This is a genomic window from Vicinamibacterales bacterium (genome assembly GCA_035699745.1).
Classification (GTDB): domain Bacteria; phylum Acidobacteriota; class Vicinamibacteria; order Vicinamibacterales; family 2-12-FULL-66-21; genus JAICSD01.
Genome location: DASSPH010000010.1, coordinates 1 through 23567, shown reverse-complemented (window position 1 = coordinate 23567; position 23567 = coordinate 1). Strand labels below are relative to the sequence as shown.

Sequence of the window (23567 nt, the reverse complement as noted above, 5' to 3'; positions counted from 1 at the left end):
GGCTGTGGAGCGACCCGGTCCGGTGGGCGGCGCCGCTGCCGCGCGCCTGTCTGATCGAACGACGGGGTCGGAACGGGCTAGCGAAAGTCGTGGGAATCGACCTCAGGCGTTCGGCCACCGAGAGAGTGTAATCGTTCCGCCTTCACCGATGTCACTCCTTCCTGAATCTGCAGCGTGCCTTCCACCAGCAGGTACGGCTCGCCCACGACGACGGCCTTCTGCGCCGAGAACAGGTCGGGGCGGACGATGATATTGGCAATCCCCGTCTCGTCTTCCAGGGTGAGAAAGACGAACCCTTTCGCGGTTCCCGGACGCTGCCGCGTGATCACCGCGCCGGCGACCCGCACCCGCCGGCCGTGCCGTCCCGACGGCAGATCGCTCGCGCGCAGCACGCCGCGCAGCGCCAGCTCCGGCCGCCGCAACGACATCGGATGCGGCCCGATCGTCAGGCTCGTTCCCGCATAGTCGGCGAGCAGCCGCTCGGGAACGGTCATCGGCTGCAATGGGGATCGGGGATCGGGGATCCGGGATCGGGGTTCGGCGTTATCGCCGCCGGCGGCAGCGAACAGCTCGCCGGCCGGCCGTACCGCTTGTTCGATCTGCCAGAGCGCCGTGCGCCGGTCGAGGCCGAACGCGTTCAACGCGCCGATCTGGGCGAGCGTCGCCACTTCGTCGCGCCGCAGCCCGCAGCGGCGAATCAACTGATCGAGCGACTCGAAACGATTGGCGAGTGGCGATGGGCGAGTGGCGATCGACGGTTGCCGATTGGGGGATTGGCGATTGACGGATTGGGGATTGGCGATTGGGAGGGTCCAGAGGTGCGAGCAGACGTTGCAGAACCCCTCATGCGTATGCAGCGTTTCGAGCATGGAGGGATCATCACAGCCGCACTTGGGACACCGCCCCGGTCCTCGCTCCTCGACCCTCGCTCCTCGCGCCTCGTCCCTCGCCCCTTGCGTGTCGGCGGCGGCCGCGATTGCATCGCCGGCCTCCCGCCGTAACCCGTTCACATACATCAGCCCCAGCCTGACCCGCCCGTCCGGCTCGACGCGGCAGGCCCAGTCCGAGACCTGCACGTCGATCGGCGCAAAGCGCACGCCGTGGCGCTGCGCATCCTTCACCAGCGTCGACGGGTGATAGAACCCCATCGACTGGTTGTTCAACATCGCCGCATAGAACGCCGCCGGGAAGTGCGCCTTGAGGTAGGCGCTCGCGTAGACCAGCAGCGCGAAGCTCGCCGCGTGCGACTCGGGAAACCCGTAGAGCGCGAACGACGTGATCGATCGGATGATCTGCTCGGCGGCGTCGCCGGTGATGCCCTGCCGCTCCATCCCGGCGCGCAGCTTCCCCTCGATCTGCTGCATCCGCCGTTCGGAGCGCTTGAACCCGAAGGCCCGCCGCAGCTCCTCGGCTTCGCCGCCGGTGAAGCCCGCCGCGACCATCGCCATCCGCAGCAACTGCTCCTGGAACAGCGGCACGCCCAGCGTGCGCTCGAGAATCGGCTGCAGCGACGGATGCGGGTATTCCACCGGCTCCTGCCCCTGCCGCCGCTTCAAATACGGATGCACCATCTGCCCGACGATCGGCCCCGGCCGGATGATCGCCACCTCGACGACGATGTCGTAGAACGTCGCCGGCTTCAGCCGCGGCAGCGTCGCCATCTGCGCCCGCGACTCGACCTGGAAGATGCCGATCGTGTCGGCCTCCTGCAGCATGCGGTAGACGGCGGGATCGTTCGCCGGCAGGTGGGCGAGGTCGAGCGTCGAGGGGCGGGGATCGAGGCTCGAGGCTCGAGGTTCCGGCGCGCCCACGACCTCGAAACGATCCCCGTTCCTCGCTTCCCGCTCCCCGGACGCGTTCACCACCTCCAGCGCATCCTGCAGCACCGCCATCATCCCGAGCCCCAGCAGATCCACTTTGACGATGCCCATGTCGGCGCAGTCGTCCTTGTCCCACTGGATGACGACGCGGCCGGGCATCGAGGCGTTCTCGAGCGGCGCCACCTCGTCGAGCCGCCCCTGGCAGATCACCATGCCGCCGGAATGCTGGCCGAGATGGCGCGGCAGATCCTGCATCTGCTGCCACAGCGCGCCGAACAGCCGGATGTCCGGCGCGGCGCCGTCGATCCCCACCTCGCGCAGATTGCGATCGAGCGTCTCCGCGGGATCGACGAACTCGAAATGATTCATCACCTTCGCCAGCCGGTCGATCCTCTGCGGCTCGATCGACAACGCCTTCCCCACCTCGCGCGCGGCGCTGCGGCCGCGGTAGGTGATCACGTTGGCGGTCATCGCCGCCCCCAGCTGCCCGTACTTCTCGTAGACGTGCTGGATGACGCGCTCGCGGCGATCGCCGCTCGGCAGATCGAGATCGATGTCGGGCCACTCGCCGCGCTGCTCGGAGAGGAACCGCTCGAACAGCAGGTCCATGCCGACCGGATCGACGGCGGTGATCCCGAGGCTGTAGCACACCGCGCTGTTCGCCGCCGAGCCGCGCCCCTGCACCAGGATGCCCTGCTGCCGGCAGAAGTTGACGATGTCCCAGACGATGAGGAAGTAGCCGGCGAGATCGAGCTTCTCGATCAGATCCAGCTCGCGCTCGATCTGGCGGCTGTGCCGCGGCTCGATCGGGCGGTAGCGCTCGCGCGCGCCCGCCTGCGTGATCTTGCGGAGGAACGACGCCATCGACTCCCCCGGCGGCACCGGATACTCGGGAAAGCGATAACCGAGATCCGCCATGGTGTAGGACAGCCGATCGGCGAGCTCGCCCGAGCCGTGCAGCGCGTCCGGCAGATCGGCGAACAGCTGCGCCATCTGCTGCGGCGTCTTCAGGTAGCGCTCGGCGTTGCAGGTCAGCCGCCGCCCCGCCGCCGCCAGCGTCGTCTTGTGCCGGATACAGGTGAGCACGTCGTACAGCGGCCGATCCCCCGGCTCGGCGAAGCGGACGCCGTTGGTGGCGACGATCGGCAGGTGGAACGCGGCGGCGAGATCGCGCAGCGCGTGGTTGTCCGATTCCTCGTCGCGGAGCAGGTGCCGCTGCAGCTCGACGCAGGCGCCGGCGCGGCCGAACACGCCGACCAGCCGATCGAACAGGCCGCCCACGCCGAACCGGGGTCCGCTCAGCATCGTCCGCCCCGCCAGCGCGATGAGGCCGCTCGTGCGGCCGTCCATCTCGTCGAGCGTCAGCGCCCCTTCCCCTTTCGGCGCCCGCAGCTTCATGGTGGTGAGCAGCCGGCAGAGATTCTTGTAGCCCTGCGCCGACTCGACGAGGACGGGGAGGCGCAGGAGATGTCCCTGATCGCGGCCGCAACCGGATCCGGACACGGCCACGGTCAGTTCGGCGCCGATGATGGCTTTCAGCCCCGCTTTCCTGGCGGCAAGGTGGAAACGCGGCGCGCCGTAGACGCCGTCGCGATCGAGCAGCGCGAGCGCCGGATAGCCGAGCGCGGCGGCACGCTCGACGAGCGCTTCGGGCAGCGACGCGCCGTCGAGAAAGGAAAAGGCCGAAGCGGTATGCAGTTCGATGTACACGGATCAGTGCGCGGTGCGCAGTGCGCGGTGCGCAGTGCGCAGTGCGTCAGTGCGCAGTGCGTCAGTGCGCGGGGCGTCAGTCATAGACGCCCTCGAGAAACCACCGGTCGGTTGCGCGGTCCTGATAGATGCGGCAGACGGCGCCGCCGGTCAGCGCGACGTCCCACTCGTTGCGGTTCCATCCGCCTTCGCCGCTCCGCGGCTTCGGCGAGACTCCGTCCGCCGCGTGGCGTCGCGGCGTTGGCGAGACTGCGTCCCCGGCGCCGCTGCGCGGCTTCGGCGAGACTTCGGCTCCGGGCAGCCACCAGCCGCCCGATGTGCGCCACGGTCCGGCGGCCTGCGTGATCGCGCCGTACGGAATGCCGCGCCGTGATGACGCGATGTGAACCGGACGTCCGTGCTCGACGCTCACGTGCAGCGCGATGGAACCGCGTTGCCGGCGGAGAACCGGCGGGCGGCGTGATGCACCAGCACGCCCGGGCTCGAGGTCGGGCGTGTCCGGTGTGAAGCCGGCCATCGCGAATGCATCCGGCCGATGGGAATCCAGCAGCACCGGCGATCCGACGCGCGCGTCGCCGACCAGCGCCGCCAGGCGCGCGGTGAGCGTCGACAGCGTTTCCGGCGACGGCAGCGCGCGCTGCAGCAGCGAGAACTGGGTGACGCGAGCCGGCGCGGGGTCGAGCTCGATCGTCACGACGTCGACCATTACCTCGCTGGCCGCGGCGAACAGCGGATGCGACTCGAGATCGAGCAGCAGCAGCGTCCGCAGCACGCGCGGGTCGCGCATCGCGGCGGGGAGCTGCAGCAGCCGCGTCTCCGTCGTGCGATCGGTCAGGCGCAGCTCGAGACGGATCGCCGCGGCGCCGCGATCGGCGCGCTCCAGCGCGGCGGTCAGCGGATCGAGCAGCCGCGCGAACACGAACGACAGCGGCTCGAGCGCGTCGATCGGCCATTCGAGCTCGAGCCGCCCGATCCAGCGCGGCGTCTCCGCGTCCGGCACGAACGGCGCCGGATCCAGCCCGCGCGCCAGCCGATGCAGCGCCACGCCGCGACGGCCCAGGCGCGACGACAGCTCCCCCGCCGGGAGCGCCGCGAGATCGCCGAGCGTGGCAATCCCCCACGTCTCGAAGATCTCGTACGGCCGATCGCGATCGCGATGGTTGATGGCCGGGGGAAGGACTTCCAGCTCCCGCAGCAGTTCGACGGGCAGTTGCAGCCAGGGTCCACGACCACACGCTCCGGCACAAAGGCCACGAAGATCACGACGACCACAAAGCCCCTGGGGTTGATCGTCGTGGGCGTTGTGATCGGTGTGCCGGAGCGTCGGCCCGTGGGCCGTTGCCGCATGCGCCAGCAGCCGCGCGACGGTCTGCGTCGGCGCCAGCGCCACGCCGCCGCGCACCCCCGCGCCGTCGAGCGCGCGCGTGAGCTGCCGCGCGATCTCCGCCGGCTCGCCGATCAACCGCCCGAGCCCGGACACGTCGAGGAGCACGTCGCGCGCGCCGACCTGCCGGACGCGCGGCGAAAAATCGCGCGCGATGGCGAGCAGGGTCTCGAGCGGCCGGCTCCCGGCGTCCACGTCTGCCAGCCGTAAGCACGCAAAGAAGCCGGCCGCCGGAAGCCGGCCGCCGGCAGCCGGAAGCCGGCCGCCGGAAGCTGGAAGCCGGCCGCCGGCAGCCGGCAGCTCGCGCAGCACCGAGGTCAGCCGCTGCGCGGTATCGGCGTCGAGGACATCCGGGATTCCGGGTGTCAGATCGTCGTACGACGGGACGGTCATCGCGCCGATACCACGCGCGGGGATGGATCCACGCCGGCGAAGACGCGCGCGCGATCGGCGGTCCCCTGCCAGCGGCCGGGCACCGCGTCGCACGCGATCGTCGCCCCGCCCGAACTGCGCGCGACGTGCTCGCCGCCCACGACCAGCGCCACCGTGTCGGTGCCTTCGACGCTGCGCGCGAGGCGCATCCAGGTGGCGGACGTGCGGTACCACGGACACCGGCGCAGCACCGCGAGCGGGACGTCGGCCAGGTCCAGCACCACGAGCCCGAACCCGCCCGCCTGCAGCATCAGCGAGAACGCCTTCAGCGCGCGCGTGGCCTCGACATCCGCCGCCGCCGCCGTCGACAGCGAGGGGCGGACCCAGAGCAGCCGCGCCAGCGCCAGCCCGTGCGCCGCCGCGCTCGCCGGATCGAACGTATCGCGGGCATCCGCCAGCGCCACGGCCTCGCCGCGATCGGCCGCGGCCGCCAGCGCCCGCACCATCAGCGATGTGCGCCCGGTCGACGGCGCGCCGACGATCTCCGACACGTGGCCGCGCCGCAATCCCCCCCCGAGCGCGGCGTCGAGCGGCGCATCCCCGGTCGGCGCGAACCGGTCCGGCGGCGGCGCCTCGTCAGGGAGCGTCAACGTCACGTCGAGCTTCCGGGCGCGCAGGAGGGATTCGAGGGCGGCTCGCATTTCGCTTTTTCTTCGCCTTCCGAGGCGCAGTATATGCCCGGACCAGACGCCGATCAAGCATCGCGCTAAGTTGTAGAATAAGTGCGGTTTGTTGCACGCCGTCGTCAGCCGCGCCCTCGCCGCCTTCCGCTATCGCGACTTCCGGATTCTCTGGCTCGGCGCTTTCACCTCCACCGTCGGCAACTGGATGCAGAAGGTGGCTCAGGCGTGGCTGGTCTTCGACCTGACCGGGTCGTCGTTCTACCTCGGGCTCGACGATTTTCTCGGCCAGCTGCCAATCCTGCTGCTGACGCTCGTCGGCGGCGTCGTCGCCGATCGCCACGATCGCCGCCAGGTGCTGATCGGATCGCAGATCGTGCAGATGTCGACCGCGTTCACGCTCGCGGCGCTGGTGTTCTTCGACGCGGTGCACGTCGCCTGGATCCTCGCGCTGTCGTTCGTCGCCGGTCTCGGGCAGGCGTTCGGCGGCCCGGCATATCAGGCGCTGATTCCCTCGCTGGTCGAGAAGAAGGATCTGCCCAACGCGATCGCGCTCAACTCGATCCAGTTCAACCTGGCGCGGGTGATCGGGCCGCTGCTCGCCGGCGCGACGCTGGCGGCATGGGGCAGCGCCGTCTGCTTCGGCCTGAACGGGCTGTCGTTTCTGGTGGTGATTTTCGCGCTGCTCGGCCTCGCGCACGCGCACGTCAAGCCCGCCGGGCAGAAGCCGCTGCTCGACGAGCTGCGCGGCGGCCTGCGCTACGCCAGAGGGGAGCCGGCGATCGTGGCGCTCACCGCGCTCGGCGGCCTGACGACGTTTCTCGGCCTGCCGCTGCTGACGTTCCTGCCGGTGTTCGCGAAGGATGTGTTCGGCGGCGACATCAACCGCTTCAGCCACATGATGGCGTATTCAGGCGCCGGCGCGGTCTGCGGCGCCCTGGTGACGGCGTGGCTCGGACGCTTCCGTCACATGGGCTGGACGCTGCTGACGATTCTCGCGCTGTTCGGCGCGCTGGTCACCGCGTTCGCGCTGTCGCGGGTGCCGTGGCTGAGCAACCTGCTGCTCTTCCTCACCGGCGCCACGCTGCTGATGACGTTCTCGATGACGGCGTCGCTGGTGCAGCTGATCGTCCCTGACCATCTGCGCGGCCGCGTGATGAGCATCTACATGGTGGCGTTCCGCGGCGGGATGCCGCTTGGCAGCCTCGCCGCGGGCTACGCCGCGAGCTGGACCTCGGCGCCGGCGGTGCTCGCCGTCAACGGGGTGCTCATTGTCGGCGTCGCGCTCTACTTCCTGGTCCGCAGCCACGGCGTGCGGGAGCTGTGATCGAGGACCGAGGAACGAGGAGCGAGGATCGAGGAGCGAGCGCACTATAATCGTTCGTCGTGTTCCTGCTGCTCTCCGCGGTCGCGCTCGGGTTTCTCCACGGCCTTGGCGGCGATCATTTGATGGCGATCGCGGCGCTGTCGGTCGACGGCCGCACCGGCGATCGATCGGCCGCGGCGCGCCGCGCGTCCGCGCTCGGCATCGCCGCGCGGTTCGCCGCCGGCCACGCGCTCCTCCTGGGGCTCGGCGCCGGCGTCATCGTCCTGGCCGGCTGGTCGATTCCGCCGCACGTGGAGCGCGGCGGCGAAATGCTGGGCGGCGGCCTCCTGATTGCGATGGGGCTGCTGACGCTGCAGCACCTGTGGCGGCGCAAAGCCGGCGCGGATCCGCCGCACGCGGCGCATCCCGGGCACGCCGCACACCCCTCGCACGTGCCGGCGCTGATTGGCGCGGCGTTCGCGATCAGCAGCCTGCGCGCGCTGGCGATGCTGACGCCGTTCGGCGACAACCTGGCTGCCGCGCCGCTGTCGCAGCTGCTCGCGATGATCGCCGTCTTCGCGATCGGCATCCTGGCGTCGATGCTGCTGTTCGGGGTGGCGCTGGCGGGACTGCTCTCCACGCGCGCGCTCCAGCGCGTGGGCCACGCCGCCGGCGCGCTCGTCGGGGTGTCGTCGATCGTGCTCGGCGTCGCGTGGCTCGCGATGGCGTAGGCGGAGGCGCCTGCCGCTGTCCGCTCTCCGCGCGCTTACCGCGGCTCGGAGTTCGGGATCGGCCAGCTGAGTGCGATCGTCGCCGGTTTGTAGCAGATCGCATCGTCGCACGCCTGATACCGAAGCGAGCCCCTGATGACCGGGGCGCGATCCGGGACGGCCCGCGGCGTGACTTCCTGTGTGATGCGGAACGGTGTGCTGTAGACGAGTTGCGTTTCGTTGAGCGCCGGCATGAACAGCTTTTCGCCGGCGGGGTACTTCGGCTTTCCTGACGCGGTCACCGGTGCGTCCGCATCCAGCTTCAATTCGATGGCGATGTAGCCAGGCTGCCCTGGCGCGTAGACGCGCATCTTGTCGCGCGGCGTGACGTCGACGTGGAGGAGCAGCTTTCCCGACCCCATCGGTCCGGCTGACGTCCTCACCGTCACGTGTTTCGTCTCGATCGGCTTCGGCGCCAGCGTCGCCTGAGCGGCGACCCACGCCACGAAGAGCCACGCGGCCATGGGACATTGTAGGTCGCGGTAACCGGTAACCGGCAACTGGTTACCGGTTACCGGTTACCGGTCACTGATCAGAACGTGTACTTGAACCCGAGGCGCAGCTGGCGGCGGCCCTGGAAGCTCGAGGGCTTGCCGTAGAGCGAGTTGTCGCGCATCCGGCTGCCCGCGGTCCGCATGGCCGCGGCGAGGAACGCCGGATCGTAGCCCGTGTTCAGCAGGTAGTTGTCACGCGCCGAGAGCACCCCCGGCGTCGTCGTGGACGACGCGATGGACGAGGGGACGCTCATCGAGTCGCGGTACGGCGACGTGTTCTGGTTCAGCACGGCAGCCTGATCGAACAGGTTGTCGATGTTCAGGTTGACCGCGACGCGGTGGCCGCGCATCAACCGGAAATCGTGCTGCAGGAACAGGTCGATCTGCGAGTTCCACGGCAGCCGCCCGAGGTCGCCGCGGCCGTTGACGAAGGTCGGGTTGTAGCCGAGCAGGTTGACCGCGGTGGACAGCGGACCGCCCGACGCGAGATAGCCCAGCATGCCGACATTGGTGCCCCACGGCAGATCGTAGGTCGCCTGCAGCTTGAAATAGTGCGGGCGATCGGTCGGCAGCAGGCCGTAGACCGGCGTGCCGGTCTTGTCGAACAGCAGGTACATGCCGTCGAAGTAGCGCTCGACGTTCGGGCTGGTGCGGCCGTTCTCGTCCGAACTGGCCAGACCGCCGTAGTTGCCGAACAGCCGGCTCCAGGTGTAGCTGCCGATCATCGACCAGCGGTTGGCGAGGCGGCGCGTGAGACGGAACTCGACGCCGTCGTAGTCGCGCTGCGCGGCCGGGAGCACCGGCGCGGGCTTGGGCAGGATCTGCTCCGCCACGCCTTCGCCGGGATTGGCGATGAAGAAGACCTCGCCGACGCCGGGCACGAGGATGCCGACGTCCTCGATCGTGCGATCGAGCCACTTGTGCACGTAGCGCACGCCGACCGACATCGTCCGGTTCAGCTCGTGATCGAGGCCCAGCGTGATCTCGCCGGTGCGCACCGGCTTGATGTCCGGATCGATCGTGTTCTGCTCGCGGCCGAAGTAGGCGGCCAGCTTCGGATCCGGTTCGTTGGCCGGGTGACGGCGATCGTTCTGCTCGATGTAGGTGCCGGGGCAGCCGGTCGGTCCCTCCTGGCAGTTGATGCCGGTCCAGTCGAGCGTGTCGAGGGTCCAGAAGTACTGGATCCAGTGCTCCGCGCCGAACGAGCCGCGCGGCATCTCGAGCTTGGTCACGTCGAAGTAGCGGCCGTAGCTGCCGTATGCCTTCCAGCGGCTGTCGCCCTTGATGTCGTAGGCGAAGCCGACGCGCGGCGCGAGCTTCTCGGCGAACCCGAACGAGATGCCGGGGAACTCATTGCGGAACGAGGGCGTGTTCTCGTTCTCGGTGCGGAGACCGGCGTTGATGGTGAGGTTGCGGCGCACCGTCCAGCTGTCCTGCACCCAGAAGCCCCAGTTGTTCGAGTTGACCTCGCCGTTGGTCACGACGCCGCGGCTCACCTGGTAGTAGCCGTAGGGACCGCGCACCGTGCGGCCGTCCAGCGCGGCGTAGGCCTGGTTCCAGAACAAGGTGATCGTCGGCTGCTGCGCCCCCGAGTTGACTCGGTTCTGGAGCCGCTCGACGCGCGCGCCGAGCTTGAACTGGTGCTCGCCGCCCCAGCCGCTCTTGAACCACGTCAGGTTGGTGTTCACGTGGGTGCGCGCGTAGAGATCCTGCACGGTCCGTGAGGTCGACTTGTTGTCGCTGAAGCCCTGGATGCGGCGCAGCGACTCGGGCGTCTCCGGGAACGGACAGGTGCCGCCCAGCGGATCGCAGTTGGTGCCGTTGAACGAGTGGATGATCTGGTCGCCGGCAAACGCTTCAGGACTCCAGGTGTCGGTCGCCCAATAGCCGGAATTGACGTTGAGGAGCAGCCTCGAGGTCATCGTCCAGTTGAAGTCGCCGACGTAGAGATCGTTGCGGCTGTTGCTGCCGGTCCGCTCCCACCGATCCTTGAACCGTTCCTCGGTCGCGTCCCAGGTCGCGGTATTGAAGCCGTTCGTCGGCGTGCCGTCGGCGAAGAACGAGCCGTCCGGCTGAACGTTCAAGTTCGTGAACGTGCCGCGGTTCGCCGAGCGCGTCAACGCCGTGCTGAAACGCAGGCGCGTGTTGTTGGTGGGCTGCGTCGAGATGTTGCCGTTGTAGTACTTCGAGTCGCTCCACGTGGACAGCGTCTTCGTGACATACGGCGCCGGCGAGTTACGGAACGTCGTCCTCCGTTCGGTATCCGTGCGGTCGTAGCTGATGCCGCCGTAGAACCAGGCACGATTCTGGAAAATCGGACCGCCGAGATCCCCGATCGGGTTCCAGTTCGTGAACGGCGCATCAGGCGTGGCGACGAACTCCGGCGTGCCGCTGCAGGTGTTGGCCGTGCAGTCGGTGAACGGGTTGATGCGCCAGCCCTTGCGCGGCGCCGACTGCATCTTCTCATTGCGATAGTACGCGCCGCCGCTGCCGCGGAAGCTGTTGCTGCCGCTCTTCGAGATGGCATTGACGACGCCGCCGGTCGAGCCGCCGTACTCCGCGGCGTACCCCGAGGACTTCACCTGGACTTCGGCGAGGAAGTCGGTGAACACGGTCTTGCCGGAGACGCCGGTCCGCAGGTTCGTCGTATCCATGCCGTCCACGACGAAGCGGTTCTCGGAGCCGCTGGACCCGTCGATCTGGTTCCCGCCGTTGCGGCTTTCGTCGTTGGTGCCGGGGGCGGTGTTGAGGATGGTGGTGAAGTTGCGGCCGCGCGGGATCCGTTCCATCAGATCCTGCGTGATGCTCGCCGTGGCGGCGTTCTGCTTGACGTCGATGATCGGGCTCTCGCCCGTGACCTGCACCGATTCGCTGACGCTTGCCAGCGCCAGCTGCAGATCGATCTTCAGCGCCTGGCCGAGCAGCAGGTCGACGTCACTCAGCTTCTTGGTCGCGAAGCCGGACAGACTCGCGGTGAGTTCGTAGCGTCCCGGCGGCAGCGCCGGAAAGCGGTAGATGCCGCGCTCGTCCGACGTCGTCGTGCTCACGCCGACCACCGATGGACTGCGCGCTTCGATGGTGACACCGGGCAACACGGCTCCCGAGGTGTCCGCGACGACCCCCTGGATCGACGCCGACTGCTCCTGCGCGTAGGCGCCTGTCGTCGCCGACAGGCATAGCGCAAGAACGCCTATTAACCAGGCGTAATGTTTCATCCGTCCCTCCTCCACAGAGAAATGCACAAGCCTCTTTTTTTGATAAGAGTGACGGGATTCTATGCTTGTTGAGCTGCGGGATCAAAGCCCTATGTGACGGGGCGAAGACGCTTCTGAGGGTGACGAAATTGGGAGGATTCGAGGGGCGAGGGGCGAGGTTCGAGGTTCGAGGAGCGAGGTTCGAGGAGCGAGGTTCGAGGACCGGGAATCCCCGATCCCCGATCCCCGATCCCCGATCCCCGATCCCTGATCTCTGATCCCTGATCCCTGATCCCTGATCCCCGATTCCCGATCCCCGATCCCTGGTTCCCGGCTACTTCCGGCGGGTGATCTGATCCCAGATCGCCGCGCTGCCGCCGCCGATCAGGGCGCCGATGCCGGCTCCCTTCTTGCCGCCGATAGCCGCGCCGACGCCGGCGCCCACGCCCGCGGACGACCCGATGATGATCGCGCTCTTCTTGACCGAGCGCGTCGGGCGCGACACCCGCTCGACCCGCTGCGTCACGACGCGCCGCGGGGCGACCTCACGCGTCACGACCGTCTGCTGCGGGTACGCGGTCCGCACGAGCTGCGTGTTGTCGAGCGGCGCGACCGGCGCATACGCGACCTGCTGGTACGCGGGCGCCATCGCGCCGACGGTGCCGGCCGTCCCTGCGGGTGCGAAAGCGGACGGCACGACCGACTCGCACTGCACCTGTGACTGGAACGCGCCGTTCACCGGAACCTGCCGGACGACGGCGCGCTGGTTCGGCTCGCAGCTCACCGACATGGGCGGCGCAGCCGCCGAAACCCCGGCCATCTGCGCGGCGCTGACCCCGTCACGAGAGCATCCGACGAGGAGCGCTCCCAGCCCGACCACCGCGGCCGCCGCCGCGCCCTTCTGACGAATGTTCTGCAGTGTCATAATCCCCTCCGTTGTCCCTCCTTTCATCAACCTCGATGCCACCGTGGACCCGCGTTTTCCGGCCTGTTTTCGTGCCTTTGGGCACTCAGCTGAACCGCGACTGTCCTCCGGGTGGGTCACCGGTGCACCGCGAGGAGAACAGCCGCGCATGAGCCGGATCCTGGTCGTCGAGGACGAAAGGGACATCGCCGAGTTGATCGCGCTGTATCTCACCCGCGCGGGACACACGGTCGACACGCTCTTTTCCGGGTCGACGGCGCTGGCCTCGGCGAAAACAGCCCTGCCGGATCTGATCGTGCTCGATCTCATGCTGCCGGGCATGGACGGCCTGCTCGTGTGTCAGGCGCTGCGCGCCGATCCGGTCACCGCGGCGGTGCCGATCATCATGTTGACGGCGCGCGGCGAGGAGTCGGAGCGGATCGCCGGACTGGAGCTGGGCGCCGACGACTACGTGACCAAGCCGTTCAGCCCGCGCGAGCTGACGGCGCGCGTCGCGGCGCTGCTCCGCCGCGTGCAGCGCGCCGCCGCGCCCGCCGCCGGCGGACTCGTGTTCGGACCGATCGCGATCGACCTCGACCGGCACACGGTGCAGGTCGACGGCGTGGAGGTGAAGCTCACCGCAAAGGAGTTCCTCCTGCTGCAATACCTGATCGAGCACCGCGGCCGCGTCCTCTCGCGCGACGTGCTGCTGACCGACGTCTGGGGGTACCAGTACACCGGCGGCACGCGAACGGTGGACGTGCACATCCGGCGGCTGCGCGAGAAGCTGCCGTATCTGGCCGACGCGATCGTCACCGTCAAGCAGTTCGGCTACAGGCTCGACGACCGGTGACCTTCCGCGCCAAGCTGTTCTTCACCGCATTGGCCGCCGCGGCGCTGGCGGTGCTGGTCGCGACGGCGCTCGTCTCGTGGTCGGTGCGGCGCAGCCTGGAACACCGGATCGCCGGCGAGCTGGCGATCCAGGCGCGGATGGCGGCGGAGATGCTGGCGCACCACGCCGCCGCGACCGACATCGAGCTGGACGGCGAGGCCGATGCGCTCAGCCGCATCCTCGACGCGCGGGTGACGTTCATCGCCGGCGACGGCCGCGTCATCGGCGATTCGGACCTGACCGCGGAACAGCTGCGATCGGTCGAGAACCATGCCGAACGCCCCGAGATCGTGACGGCGCGGGATCGGGGCCTCGGCACGGCGCAGCGGCACAGCACCACGATCGGCACCGACATGATGTACGTCGCCATCCCGGTGCGGAACCCGGGCATGCCGGCGCTCGCGTTCGTGCGCCTGGCGCTTCCGCTGACCGGCGTCGATCGCCAGCTCTCGTCGCTGCGCTCGCTCGCCGCGCTCGGCTTCGGCGTCGGCATCATCGCCGCGATCCTGCTCACGTGGGTGTTCTCGGCGCCGCTGGCCCGGCGCATCCGATCGATCGAGGAGCGCGCGACACGGTACGCGGCGGGCAACTTCGCCCCGACCGTCCCAGACTATGCCCACGACGAGATCGGCGCCGTCGCGCGCATGCTCGATTCCCTGACGCGCGATCTCGCCGGGCGGCTGGCCGGCCTCGAGGCCGATCGCGCGCGGATGGCGGCGATTCTCTCCGGGATGGTCGAAGGGGTCCTCGTCGTCAACGAGCACGGGCGGCTGCAGCTCGCCAACGATGCCGCCAGACGGATGCTGCAGATCGACGCCGCCGCGGAAGGCCGGCAGTACCCGGAAATCGTGCGCCACCCGGCGGTCGCGCAGCAGATCGCCGCCGCGCTTGGCGGCCGTCCCGCCGACAGCGTCGAGCTGACGGGGCTGCGCGACGCCAACATGATCCTCATGGCGCGCACCGCGCCGGTCGACATCTCCCCCGGCCGCGGCGCCGTCGTCGTGCTGCACGACATCACCGACCTGCGGCGCGCCGATCAGATCCGCCGCGACTTCGTCGCCAACGTCTCGCACGAGCTGCGTACGCCGCTCACCGCGATCCGCGGCTACGTCGAAGCGCTCGCCGACTCGACGCCGGAAGAATCGCGACGGTTTCTGGAGATCGTCGCGCGCCACACCATGCGCATGGAACGGCTGGTCCGCGACCTGCTGCGCCTGGCGCGGCTCGACGCGGGACAGGAAGGACTCGAACGTGTCCTCTGTTCTGTGGACAGCCTGTTCAACGCCGTCCAGACCGATGTCGCCGAACTGCTCGCGGCGAAGCGGGTGACGGTCGCGCGGCGCATCGCCGGCGACGCGTCCACTGTGGCGGGGGATCCGGCCAAGCTCCAGGACGCGCTGCGCAACCTGCTCGAGAACGCCGCGAATCATTCACCGGAAGGCGGGCGGATCGTGCTGGAAAGCCGGCGCGAGCAATCCCGCATGCTGATCAGCGTGTCGGACGAGGGGCCGGGGATGCCTCCGGCGGACCTGCAGCGCGTCTTCGAACGTTTCTACCGCGTCGACAAGTCGCGCACCCGCGGCGGCAAGGATCCGGGAGGCACCGGGCTGGGCCTGTCGATCGTGCGGCATCTCGTCGAGCTGCACGGCGGCCGCGTGTACGCCGCGAATCGCCGCGACCATGGCGCGGTGTTCACGATCGACCTGCCGGGGTGAGCGGGCGCGCGCTCAGGGGGCGATGGTGAACGCCACGACGTAGTAGGTCAGCGCGGCGATGAACGCCGACATCGGGATCGTCAGCACCCAGGCCCAGACGATCCGGCCGGCGACCCCCCACCGGACGGCGGACAGGCGGCGGATCGATCCGACGCCGATGATCGCGCCGGTGATCGTGTGCGTCGTGCTGACCGGCACGCCGAGGTGGGTGGCGGTGAACAGCGAGATCGCGCCGGCGGTTTCCGCGGCGAAGCCGCCCACCGGCTGCAGCTTGGTGATCTTCGATCCCATCGTGTGAATGATGCGCCAGCCGCCCGAGAGCGTGCCGAGCGCGATGGCCGCGTGCGCCGAGAGGACGACCCACACGTCGATGCGGAACGCCGGGATGTAGCCGCCGGCGAACAGCACGCCGGCGATGATGCCCATCGTCTTCTGGGCGTCGTTGCCGCCGTGGCCGAGGCTGTAGGCCGCGGCCGACAGCAGCTGCAGCCGGCGGAACCAGTGATCGACGCGCCCCGGCGAGGTCCGGTGGAAGATCCACAGGATCAGCACCATCAGCAGGAACCCGAGCGCCATCCCGATCATCGGCGCGAGCACGATGAACAGCAGCGTCTTGGTCCAGCCGCCGGGCAGGATCGCGGCGATCCCCGCCTTCGCCACCGCCGCCCCGGCGTAGCCGCCGATCAGCGCGTGCGACGAGCTGGTCGGCAGCCCGTAATACCAGGTGATCAGATCCCAGATGATCGCCCCCATCAGCCCGGCAAAGATCACCGAGAAGGTGACGATCCGCAGGTCGACGAGTCCCGAGCCGACGGTCTTCGCCACCGCGGTGCCGAAGGTGAACGCGGCGACGAAGTTGAAGAACGCCGCCCAGATCACCGCCTTGCCGGGGCTGAGCACCCGCGTCGACACGACGGTGGCGATGGAGTTCGCCGCGTCGTGGAAGCCGTTGATGTAGTCGAACGCGAGCGCGACGAAGATCAGCGCGATGACAGCGAGGAGATTCGAATCCATCCGCTCAGGCGTGCTTCACGACGACGCCTTCGAGGACGTTGGCCACGTCTTCGCAGCGGTCGGTGGCCTGTTCGAGGAAGTCCAGAATCTCCTTCCACTTGATGACGGCGATGGCGTCCTTCTCGTCCTTGAAGAGCGCCTGGACCGCGGCCTGGTGGGCGCGGTCCGCTTCGTTCTCGAGGCGGTTGATCTCGACGGCGCACTCGGCGACGCCGCGCCGCTTCTCCAGCGCGCGCATGGCGCAGACCACCTGCTCGGCCGAGTCGCGGACCAGCCGCGCCAGCTCGCGCGCGCCGAGCCGGACGTGGTCGATGTGATACAGCCGCAGGATCGTCGCCGACGCGTCGATCGCGTCCATCACGTCGTCCAGCGATCGGGCGAGGGTGTGAATGTCTTCGCGATCGAGCGGGGTGACGAACGTCCGGTTGAGGCGCTGGATGATCTCGTGCGTCAGGAAATCGCACTTGTGCTCGATCTCCTTGATCTCGTCGGCCTTGTCCCAGATGGGTCTCTCGGGGGCGAGCATCTCGTCGAGGAGGCCGGCCCCCACGCGGATCTGCTCGGCCATCGCCGTGAAGTCGTCGTAGAAGCGCTCTTCCTTCGGTATCAGCCTGAATGCCACCCGCACCCCCTCCGATCCCGGGGATCCTATCAGATCGGTCATTGCCTTGCCTTCAGCGCCGCGTCATTTAACGCGCGTGAAACATCGCGGTCATTCGGGCGAAATGCGCCGCCGCTAACGTCTGGAGAACATGTTCCTCAGCCATCGCACCCGCTCCCGTCTTCGCGTCGCGGCGCTCGCCGCGTGCGTGACCGCCGCTGCCGCGCCCGGGTCGGCGCAGGTCACACCCGCCGCCGGCTACACGCCGCCCGATGACACGCCGTCGATCCGCGTCGGCGCGACGATCTTCGCCGACTACACGATCCAGCAGCAGCCGCAGATCACGGACGCCGACGGCAACCGAGTCACGCTGAACCAGTTCCAGATCGGCCGCAGCTATCTCAACGTCACCGGCAGCATCTCGCACCGCATCGCCTTCCGCCTCACGCCCGACATCGCCCGCGAGACCGGCGCCGGCAGCTCGCTGAACGGCAGCTACACCTTCCGCCTGAAGTACGCCTACGCGCAGTGGAACCTCGACGACTACATGACCCGCGGCTCGTTCGCGCGCTTCGGGATGCAGCAGAACCCCTACTTCGACTTCTTCGAGTCGGTCTACCGCTACCGCTTCCAGGGCACGATCTTCACGGAGCGCGAAGGCTACCAGTCGTCCGCGGATGTGGGCGCGGCGTTCCGCTACAGCCTGCCGGGGAGCTACGGCGACGTCCAGACCGGCTTCTTCAACGGCGAGAACTACAACCGCGCCGAGGTCAACGATCAGAAGGCGTTCATGATCCGCGGCACGGTCCGGCCGCTGCCGAGGCATGCACTGCTCCGCGGACTGCGGTTCACGGGCTTCCTCAACAAGGACGCCTACGTCAGGAACGCGGACCGCACCCGCGCGCTGGTCGCCGCCAGCTACGAGCATCCGTCCGTCAGCGGCGCGTTCGAGTACCAGACCACCACGGACCAGCCCTCGACGACGCGCACCGCCGTCAAAGGGCGCGGCTGGTCGGTCTTCGTCAATCCCAGGCACCCGAGCGGGTGGGAAGGGCTGCTCCGCTTCGATCACAACGTGCCGGACACCACGCTCGACCGCCAGGTGCGCGAGCGCACCATCGCCGGCGTCGCCTACTGGTTTCCGCACCAGGGAAGCGTGGCGACGGCGCTGATGCTCGATGTCGACAACGCCACGTTCGACGGGTTCTCGACGGCGCAGCCGACGCAGCGCCGTTTCGCACTACACGCGTACGTCGGTTTCTAACCCAACGGAGGATACGTGAAGCAGTTCCTGTATGCCGCGGCCGCCGCCGTGACCCTCGCGGGCGCGACGCTCGCCGCGCAGACGATCACCATCAACGGAGCGGGGGCGACGTTCCCGGCGCCGATTTATCAGAAGTGGTTCGCCGAGTACAACCGGCAGCACGGCAACGTCCGGATCAATTATCAGCCGCTCGGATCCGGCGCCGGCATCCGCCAGATCACCGAGCGGACGGTATTCTTCGGCGCGACGGATGGACCGATGACCAACGAACAGCTGCAGGCGGCGGCCGGCAGGATCCTGCACCTGCCGACCGTGCTCGGCGCCGTCGTTCCGATCTACAACCTGCCGGGGGTGAGCCAGGAGCTGAAGTTCAGCGGGCCGGTGCTCGCCAACATCTTCCTGGGGAAGATCACGAAGTGGAACGATCCGGCGCTGACGGCGCTCAATCAGGGCGTCAAGCTGCCCGACACCGACATCGTCGTCGCGCACCGTTCCGACGGCTCGGGCACGACCTACATCTGGCTGGACTTCCTGGCGAAGGTGTCCCCGGACTTCAAGAAGACCGTCGGCGTCGGCACGTCGGCGAAATGGCCGGTCGGCGTGGCGGCGGCGAAGAACGACGGCGTCGCGGCGATCGTCAAGCAGACGCCGGGCGCGCTGGGCTACGTCGAGCTGATCTACGCGCTCCAGACCAGGACGCCCTACGGATCGGTGCAGAACATGAACGGCAAGTTCGTCAAGGCGTCGATCGACGCGGTGACCGCGGCGGCAGCCGCCGCGGCCAAGCAGATGCCGGCGGACTATCGCGTGTCGATTACCAACGCGCCCGGCGACGCCGTCTATCCGATCTCGTCGTTCACCTGGCTGCTGCTCTATCAGGATCCCAGGGACAAGGCGCAGTCGAAGGCGATGGTCGAGTTCATGAAATGGGCGCTCACCGCCGGGCAGAAGTTCGCCGGCGAGATGGGCTACGCGCCGCTGCCCCGGAACGTGGTGGACATGGAGATGAAGACGCTCGCCACCATCAAGGTCCAGTAGATGGCCTTCCGCATCGGAACGGCGCTTGCCGGCGCCGTCCTGATCGCCGTCGTCGCCGGGATCGCGTACGTGCTCGTCACCGACGCCTGGCTCGCGATCGCGAAGTTCGGCTGGCAGTTCTGGCAGACCGACGTCTGGGATCCGATTGCCGGTGAGTTCGGCGCGCGGCCGTTCATCTGGGGAACGCTGTATTCGTCGGCCGTGGCGCTGATCATCGCCGCGCCGATCGCGCTGGGCATCGCGATCTTCATCTCCGAGCTCTGCCCGGCGTGGCTGCAGCGGCCGCTGGTGTTTCTCACCGAGCTGCTCGCCGCCATTCCCTCGATCGTCTACGGCCTGTGGGGCATCTTCGTGCTCGTGCCGTTCGTGCGGCAGCTCGAGGCGGGCACACCGGCGTGGATGAAATCGCTGCCGCTGTTCAGCGGCCCGCCGCTGGGCCTGGGGATGCTGTCGGCGGCGCTGCTGCTCGCCATCATGGTCGTCCCCTTCAGCTCCTCGGTGGCGCGGGAGGTCCTGCGCGCCGTCCCGCAGTCGCAGCGCGAAGGCGCGTATGCGCTGGGCGCGACGCGCTGGGAAGCGATCCGCATGGCGCTCTTCTACGCGCGCACCGGCATCATCGGCGCGATCATGCTCGGCTTCGGCCGGGCGCTCGGCGAGACGATGGCGGTGACCATGGTGATCGGGAACACGCCGCAGGTGTCGCTGTCGCTCTACGCGCCGCAGTACACGATGGCGGCGGTGATCGCCAACGAGTTCGCCGAGGCCGCCGAGCAGCTGCACCTGCACGCGCTGGTGGAGATCGGGCTGGTCCTGTTCGTCATCACCCTCGTGGTGAACGTCATGTCGCGCGCCCTCATCTGGTCGCTGGGCCGGCAGTCGCGTCCGCGGGGCGTGCGCCCGGTCCTCGAGCCGGCCCGCCAGGCGCCGTGATGCGCACGTATTACCGCAAGGCGCTGTCGCAGGCGATCGTGATGCTGTGCGTCGCCGCCGTGCTGCTGGCGCTGGTGCCGCTCGCGCTCATCCTGTTCTACGTCGTGAAGCAGGGCCTCGCGGCGATCAGCTGGGGGTTCTTCACCAGGATGCCGGCGCCCATCGGCGAACCGCCGGGCGGGATGGCGAACGCCATCGCCGGCTCGCTGCTCGTCACCGGCCTGGGGGCCGTGTTCGCGATTCCGATCGGGATCACGGCCGGCGTCTACGCATCCGAATTCCGCGGCAGCCGCTTCTCGAGCGCGATCCGCTTTGCCGCCGACACCTTGAACGGCGTGCCGTCGATCGTGATCGGCGTGTTCGCCTACGGCGTGGCGGTGCTGCCGTTCCACCACTTCTCTGCCGCCGCCGGCGGCTTCGCGCTCGGCGTGATGATGCTGCCGCTCGTCATGCGGACGACCGAGGAACTCCTGCTGCTGGTGCCCTCCACGCTGCGCGAAGGGGCGCTGGCGCTCGGCGCGACGCGGGCGCGCGCCGTCTTCACCGTGGTGCTGCCGGCAGCGCTGCCCGGCATCATCACCGGCGTGCTGCTCGCGCTGGCGCGGGTGGCGGGTGAGACGGCGCCGCTGCTGTTCACGTCGCTGAACAACGGGTTCTTCTCCACCGATCCGCGCCAGCCGATCTCCACGCTGACCGTGCAGGTCTATACCTACGCCACGTCTCCCTATCCTGAATGGCACGAGCAGGCGTGGGCCGGCGCGCTGGTGCTGGTCGCGATGGTGCTGGCGACCTCGGTCGTCGCCCGGGTCGCGACGGCGCGTCTGGAGCGCATGCAGCGAGGGACGTGACTGTGACCGTAACCCGCAATTAACCGCCGCGTCACACGCCCGACACCGGCATTCGATAGGTTCGCTGACGTGGCCATACCGCCCCGCATCCTCGTGGTGGAAGACGAACAGGACATCGCCGGCCTGATCAAGCACACGCTCGAGCGGGCCGGCGACGGCTCGGTGGAGATCGTCGGCCGCGGCGACGACGCCATCCGCGCGATCGCCAGCCGCCGGCCCGATCTCGTCATCCTGGATCTCAACCTGCCGGTGCTGAGCGGCGACGAGGTCTGCCGCATGCTCCGCCAGCGGCCCGAGACGACGCAGCTGCCGATCATCATGCTGACGGCGCGGACGTCCGAGTCGCAGCGCGTGGCGGGGCTGGATCTCGGCGCCGACGACTACGTCACCAAGCCGTTCAGCCTGCGCGAGCTTGGGGCGCGGGTGCGCGCCGTGCTGCGCCGCCGGGCCGGCAGCGGCGAACGGCCGAGACCGGCGACCTACCGCGGCCGGCACCTCGAGGCGGACTTCGACGCGGTCGCGATCAGCGTCGACGGCCAGGCGGTGCGGCTGACGCGGCGCGAGTTCGAGCTGCTCCGATTTCTCGTCGAGAACCGCACCCGCGTGCTCTCGCGGGAGCGCCTGCTCGAGCGGGTGTGGGGCTACGAGCGCTTCATCGAAACGCGCTCGGTCGACGTCCACGTGGGCCGGCTGCGCGCCAAGCTCGGGGCCGCCGGCACCCAGATCGAGACGGTCATCGGCCTCGGCTACCGCTTCAACGAGTAGCGGCTCCGGGGCTCATCGCGAGACCGGCGGCCGCTCGCTGACCTTGCTGATGCCCGCACCGGCGTTCGGAGGCGGCTCAGCGGCGCGCGACGCCGTAGACCCGCGCGGCGACGTCGGGAAAGTCGGTGAACAGGCCGTCCACGCCCGCGGCGCGAAACTGGCGGAACTCCTCGTCCGCGTTGCCGTTGTACCCGGCGGGCAGGAACTGCGTGTCGACGCGCAGCGTGTAGGCGTGCACCAGCAGGCCGAGCGCGTGCGCGCGGGCGACGAGATCCGTCGGCGGACCGACGCTGCCATCCGCCTTCACCGGAATGATCAGCCGCTTCTCCGGTCCGATGCCGTCCGCATAGCCGGCGATGTCCTTCAGACGATCCCCCTCGACGACCGCCGCCGTCGCGGCGAGCTGAATCAGGCGGACCTTCGTCTTCTGCCGCAAGGCGCGCAGGTTCCCGGTCTCGAACGACTGGATGAACACCGGCGCCTCGCGCGCGTTCCAGCCGTGCGCATCCAGCGTGCGGAGCAGCGGTTCTTCGAGGGGCAGTCCGAGGCCGCGGAAGTACGAGGGATGCTTGGTCTCGGGATAAATGCCGATCGGCCGGCCCAGCTCCTTGGCCAGCTGCTTCGCCAGCGCGATCACTTCCTCGAGCGTCGGCACCTCGAACCGGCCGTCGTAGTCGTGCGATCGGAACGCCAGCCGCTCGCGCGCGCGCAGCGTCTTGATCTCCGCCAGCGTGAAGTCCTCGGAGAACCAGCCCTCGATCGACTGCCCGTCGATGGTCCTGGTGCGGCGCCGATCCGGGAACTTCGAGGCGACGTCGGTGGTCGCGCCGATCTCGTTCTCGTGGCGGGCGATCAGCACGCCGTCCCTGGTGGAGACGAGATCCGGCTCGATGTAATCGGCGCCCATTTCCGCCGCGAGGCGGTACGACGCGAGCGTGTGCTCGGGACGATGGCCGCTGGCGCCGCGGTGGCCGATGATCAGGGGGCGCTCGGCTGCCGCCGAAGCGGCGAGCATCAGCAGCAGCGCGACTGAGATCCGGGTCATCCGCGGCCTACCACAGGAACTTGAACCCGAGCTGGAGCTGCCGCGCGTCGTGGGTGCCGGTGATCGTGCCGAAGGCGCCCGAACTCCGCACGCCGTTGGGAGCGCGGAAGTTCGTCTTGTTCAGCAGATTGAACGCCTCGAAGCGGAACTCGAAGCGCGCCGGCCCGCCGAGCGCGAACCGCTTCGAGAGCGCGGTGTCGAGCTGCCAGAACCGCGGCCCCGCCACCGTATTGCGCCCGGCGTTGCCGAACGGCTGGCTCGGATCCCCCGGCACGCTGACACAGTCGCGGTTGAACCAGTTGGTGATCGTCTGCGCGCTTCCCTGCGCGTAGGGATCGCAGGTCACGTTGGCGCGGTAGTTGTTCGCGCCGCGGAAGTCCTGGGTGATGCCGGACACCAGGAAGGTCGCGCCGGGCGCATAGGTCAGGGTCACCCGCTCGCCGGCATTGATCCGGTTGACGCCGGCGATCTGCCATCCGCCAATCACCGCGTCCATCCAGCTCGACACGCCGGCGCCCCAGCGCTGCCCCCGGCCGAACGGCAGCGTCCACACGAAGCTGGTCGTGCTGTTGTACGGCTGGTGGTACTCCGACAGGCCGAAGTCGGCGTCCAGGTTGCGGAAGTCCTGCGGCGCCGGGAAGTTCCCGTTGGAGTTCTCGAGCGACTGCGCGCCGTTGTCCTTCGTTTCCGAGAGCGTCAGCGAGCTGAGGACCGTGACGTCGCGGCTCAGGCGCCATTCGAACTTCGTCTGGAACGCCTTGTAGCGCGACTTGCCGCCGTTGAACGCGTAGGTGATGTCGGCGAATCCTTTGATCGGACGC

General features: G+C 68.9%; 19 protein-coding genes. 9 read left to right on the top strand and 10 right to left on the bottom strand.

Going from position 1 to position 23567, the window contains the following annotated elements:
• Positions 1 to 77 precede the first annotated feature (77 nt).
• From VFK57_01025 to VFK57_01015, 3 genes are all read right to left on the bottom strand, one after another.
• The gene (locus VFK57_01025) at positions 78 to 3530 is read right to left on the bottom strand and encodes an error-prone DNA polymerase (protein ID HET7694260.1); all 3453 of its coding nucleotides are present in this window, start codon (positions 3528 to 3530) and stop codon (positions 78 to 80) included.
• A gap of 76 nt (positions 3531 to 3606) precedes the next feature.
• Positions 3607 to 5307, bottom strand: coding sequence for a hypothetical protein (locus tag VFK57_01020; protein ID HET7694259.1), 1701 nt, complete (start codon positions 5305 to 5307; stop codon positions 3607 to 3609).
• A complete protein-coding gene (locus VFK57_01015; protein ID HET7694258.1) occupies positions 5304 to 5987 on the bottom strand; it encodes a hypothetical protein in 684 nt (227 codons plus the stop codon). The genes VFK57_01020 and VFK57_01015 overlap by 4 nt, the downstream gene beginning before the upstream one ends.
• An 88-nt stretch (positions 5988 to 6075) precedes the next feature.
• Here VFK57_01015 and VFK57_01010 point away from each other — a divergent pair, with 88 nt between their 5' ends.
• Both VFK57_01010 and VFK57_01005 read left to right on the top strand, forming a co-directional pair.
• The gene (locus VFK57_01010) at positions 6076 to 7293 is read left to right on the top strand and encodes an MFS transporter (GenBank protein ID HET7694257.1); all 1218 of its coding nucleotides are present in this window, start codon (positions 6076 to 6078) and stop codon (positions 7291 to 7293) included.
• 59 nt (positions 7294 to 7352) lie between these two features.
• Positions 7353 to 8003 (top strand): hypothetical protein, encoded by a 651-nt coding sequence (locus VFK57_01005; GenBank protein ID HET7694256.1) that lies wholly within the window; start codon positions 7353 to 7355, stop codon positions 8001 to 8003.
• Between the two features lie 35 nt (positions 8004 to 8038).
• On the opposite strand, the gene VFK57_01000 is transcribed toward VFK57_01005, so the two are convergent.
• The 3 genes from VFK57_01000 to VFK57_00990 form a co-directional block, all read right to left on the bottom strand.
• Positions 8039 to 8506 carry a protein-disulfide reductase DsbD domain-containing protein gene (locus VFK57_01000; GenBank protein HET7694255.1) on the bottom strand — a complete coding sequence of 156 codons (468 nt, stop codon included), beginning with the start codon at positions 8504 to 8506 and terminating at the stop codon, positions 8039 to 8041.
• 68 nt (positions 8507 to 8574) lie between these two features.
• A complete protein-coding gene (locus VFK57_00995) occupies positions 8575 to 11751 on the bottom strand; it encodes a TonB-dependent receptor (GenBank protein ID HET7694254.1) in 3177 nt (1058 codons plus the stop codon).
• Between the two features lie 313 nt (positions 11752 to 12064).
• Positions 12065 to 12655, bottom strand: coding sequence for a hypothetical protein (locus VFK57_00990; protein ID HET7694253.1), 591 nt, complete (start codon positions 12653 to 12655; stop codon positions 12065 to 12067).
• Positions 12656 to 12803: 148 nt separating this feature from the next.
• On the opposite strand from VFK57_00990, the gene VFK57_00985 reads away from it, so the two are divergent.
• The gene (locus tag VFK57_00985) at positions 12804 to 13487 is read left to right on the top strand and encodes a response regulator transcription factor (protein HET7694252.1); all 684 of its coding nucleotides are present in this window, start codon (positions 12804 to 12806) and stop codon (positions 13485 to 13487) included.
• Positions 13484 to 15241 carry an ATP-binding protein gene (locus tag VFK57_00980; GenBank protein ID HET7694251.1) on the top strand — a complete coding sequence of 586 codons (1758 nt, stop codon included), beginning with the start codon at positions 13484 to 13486 and terminating at the stop codon, positions 15239 to 15241. The genes VFK57_00985 and VFK57_00980 overlap by 4 nt, the downstream gene beginning before the upstream one ends.
• 12 nt (positions 15242 to 15253) lie before the next feature.
• Here the strand turns inward: VFK57_00980 and VFK57_00975 are convergent, their stop codons facing one another.
• Both VFK57_00975 and VFK57_00970 read right to left on the bottom strand, forming a co-directional pair.
• Positions 15254 to 16255 carry an inorganic phosphate transporter gene (locus tag VFK57_00975; GenBank protein HET7694250.1) on the bottom strand — a complete coding sequence of 334 codons (1002 nt, stop codon included), beginning with the start codon at positions 16253 to 16255 and terminating at the stop codon, positions 15254 to 15256.
• A 4-nt stretch (positions 16256 to 16259) separates the two neighbouring features.
• Positions 16260 to 16919, bottom strand: a complete 660-nt coding sequence (locus VFK57_00970; GenBank protein HET7694249.1) for a DUF47 family protein — start codon at positions 16917 to 16919, stop codon at positions 16260 to 16262.
• 88 nt (positions 16920 to 17007) lie between these two features.
• Between VFK57_00970 and VFK57_00965 the strand changes: the two genes are divergently transcribed.
• From VFK57_00965 to VFK57_00945, 5 genes are all read left to right on the top strand, one after another.
• Positions 17008 to 18120, top strand: coding sequence for a hypothetical protein (locus tag VFK57_00965; protein ID HET7694248.1), 1113 nt, complete (start codon positions 17008 to 17010; stop codon positions 18118 to 18120).
• A 15-nt stretch (positions 18121 to 18135) separates the two neighbouring features.
• Positions 18136 to 19158 (top strand): phosphate ABC transporter substrate-binding protein PstS, encoded by a 1023-nt coding sequence (gene pstS, locus VFK57_00960; GenBank protein ID HET7694247.1) that lies wholly within the window; start codon positions 18136 to 18138, stop codon positions 19156 to 19158.
• Positions 19159 to 20088 carry a phosphate ABC transporter permease subunit PstC gene (pstC, locus tag VFK57_00955; protein ID HET7694246.1) on the top strand — a complete coding sequence of 310 codons (930 nt, stop codon included), beginning with the start codon at positions 19159 to 19161 and terminating at the stop codon, positions 20086 to 20088.
• Positions 20088 to 20936: a phosphate ABC transporter permease PstA gene (gene pstA / locus VFK57_00950; protein HET7694245.1), complete on the top strand. Its 849-nt coding sequence runs from the start codon at positions 20088 to 20090 to the stop codon at positions 20934 to 20936. The genes pstC and pstA overlap by 1 nt, the downstream gene beginning before the upstream one ends.
• 69 nt (positions 20937 to 21005) lie before the next feature.
• Positions 21006 to 21701, top strand: coding sequence for a response regulator transcription factor (locus tag VFK57_00945; GenBank protein ID HET7694244.1), 696 nt, complete (start codon positions 21006 to 21008; stop codon positions 21699 to 21701).
• A 76-nt stretch (positions 21702 to 21777) separates the two neighbouring features.
• On the opposite strand, the gene VFK57_00940 is transcribed toward VFK57_00945, so the two are convergent.
• Together VFK57_00940 and VFK57_00935 are read right to left on the bottom strand one after the other, a co-directional pair.
• Positions 21778 to 22746, bottom strand: a complete 969-nt coding sequence (locus VFK57_00940; GenBank protein ID HET7694243.1) for a glycerophosphodiester phosphodiesterase — start codon at positions 22744 to 22746, stop codon at positions 21778 to 21780.
• Positions 22747 to 22753: 7 nt separating this feature from the next.
• On the bottom strand, positions 22754 to 23567 hold an 814-nt coding region (locus VFK57_00935; protein ID HET7694242.1), incomplete at its 5' end, for a hypothetical protein.

Coding starts and splice junctions, on each gene's coding strand:
- VFK57_00990 (HET7694253.1), bottom strand. CDS start 12,655: ATGACACTGCAGAACATTCGTCAGAAGGGCGCGGCGGCGGCCGCGGTG.
- VFK57_01020 (HET7694259.1), bottom strand. CDS start 5,307: ATGACCGTCCCGTCGTACGACGATCTGACACCCGGAATCCCGGATGTC.
- VFK57_01015 (HET7694258.1), bottom strand. CDS start 5,987: ATGCGAGCCGCCCTCGAATCCCTCCTGCGCGCCCGGAAGCTCGACGTG.
- VFK57_00985 (HET7694252.1), top strand. CDS start 12,804: ATGAGCCGGATCCTGGTCGTCGAGGACGAAAGGGACATCGCCGAGTTG.
- VFK57_00995 (HET7694254.1), bottom strand. CDS start 11,751: ATGAAACATTACGCCTGGTTAATAGGCGTTCTTGCGCTATGCCTGTCG.
- VFK57_00965 (HET7694248.1), top strand. CDS start 17,008: ATGTTCCTCAGCCATCGCACCCGCTCCCGTCTTCGCGTCGCGGCGCTC.
- pstC (HET7694246.1), top strand. CDS start 19,159: ATGGCCTTCCGCATCGGAACGGCGCTTGCCGGCGCCGTCCTGATCGCC.
- pstA (HET7694245.1), top strand. CDS start 20,088: ATGCGCACGTATTACCGCAAGGCGCTGTCGCAGGCGATCGTGATGCTG.
- VFK57_00975 (HET7694250.1), bottom strand. CDS start 16,255: ATGGATTCGAATCTCCTCGCTGTCATCGCGCTGATCTTCGTCGCGCTC.
- VFK57_01000 (HET7694255.1), bottom strand. CDS start 8,506: ATGGCCGCGTGGCTCTTCGTGGCGTGGGTCGCCGCTCAGGCGACGCTG.
- VFK57_00970 (HET7694249.1), bottom strand. CDS start 16,919: ATGACCGATCTGATAGGATCCCCGGGATCGGAGGGGGTGCGGGTGGCA.
- VFK57_00940 (HET7694243.1), bottom strand. CDS start 22,746: ATGACCCGGATCTCAGTCGCGCTGCTGCTGATGCTCGCCGCTTCGGCG.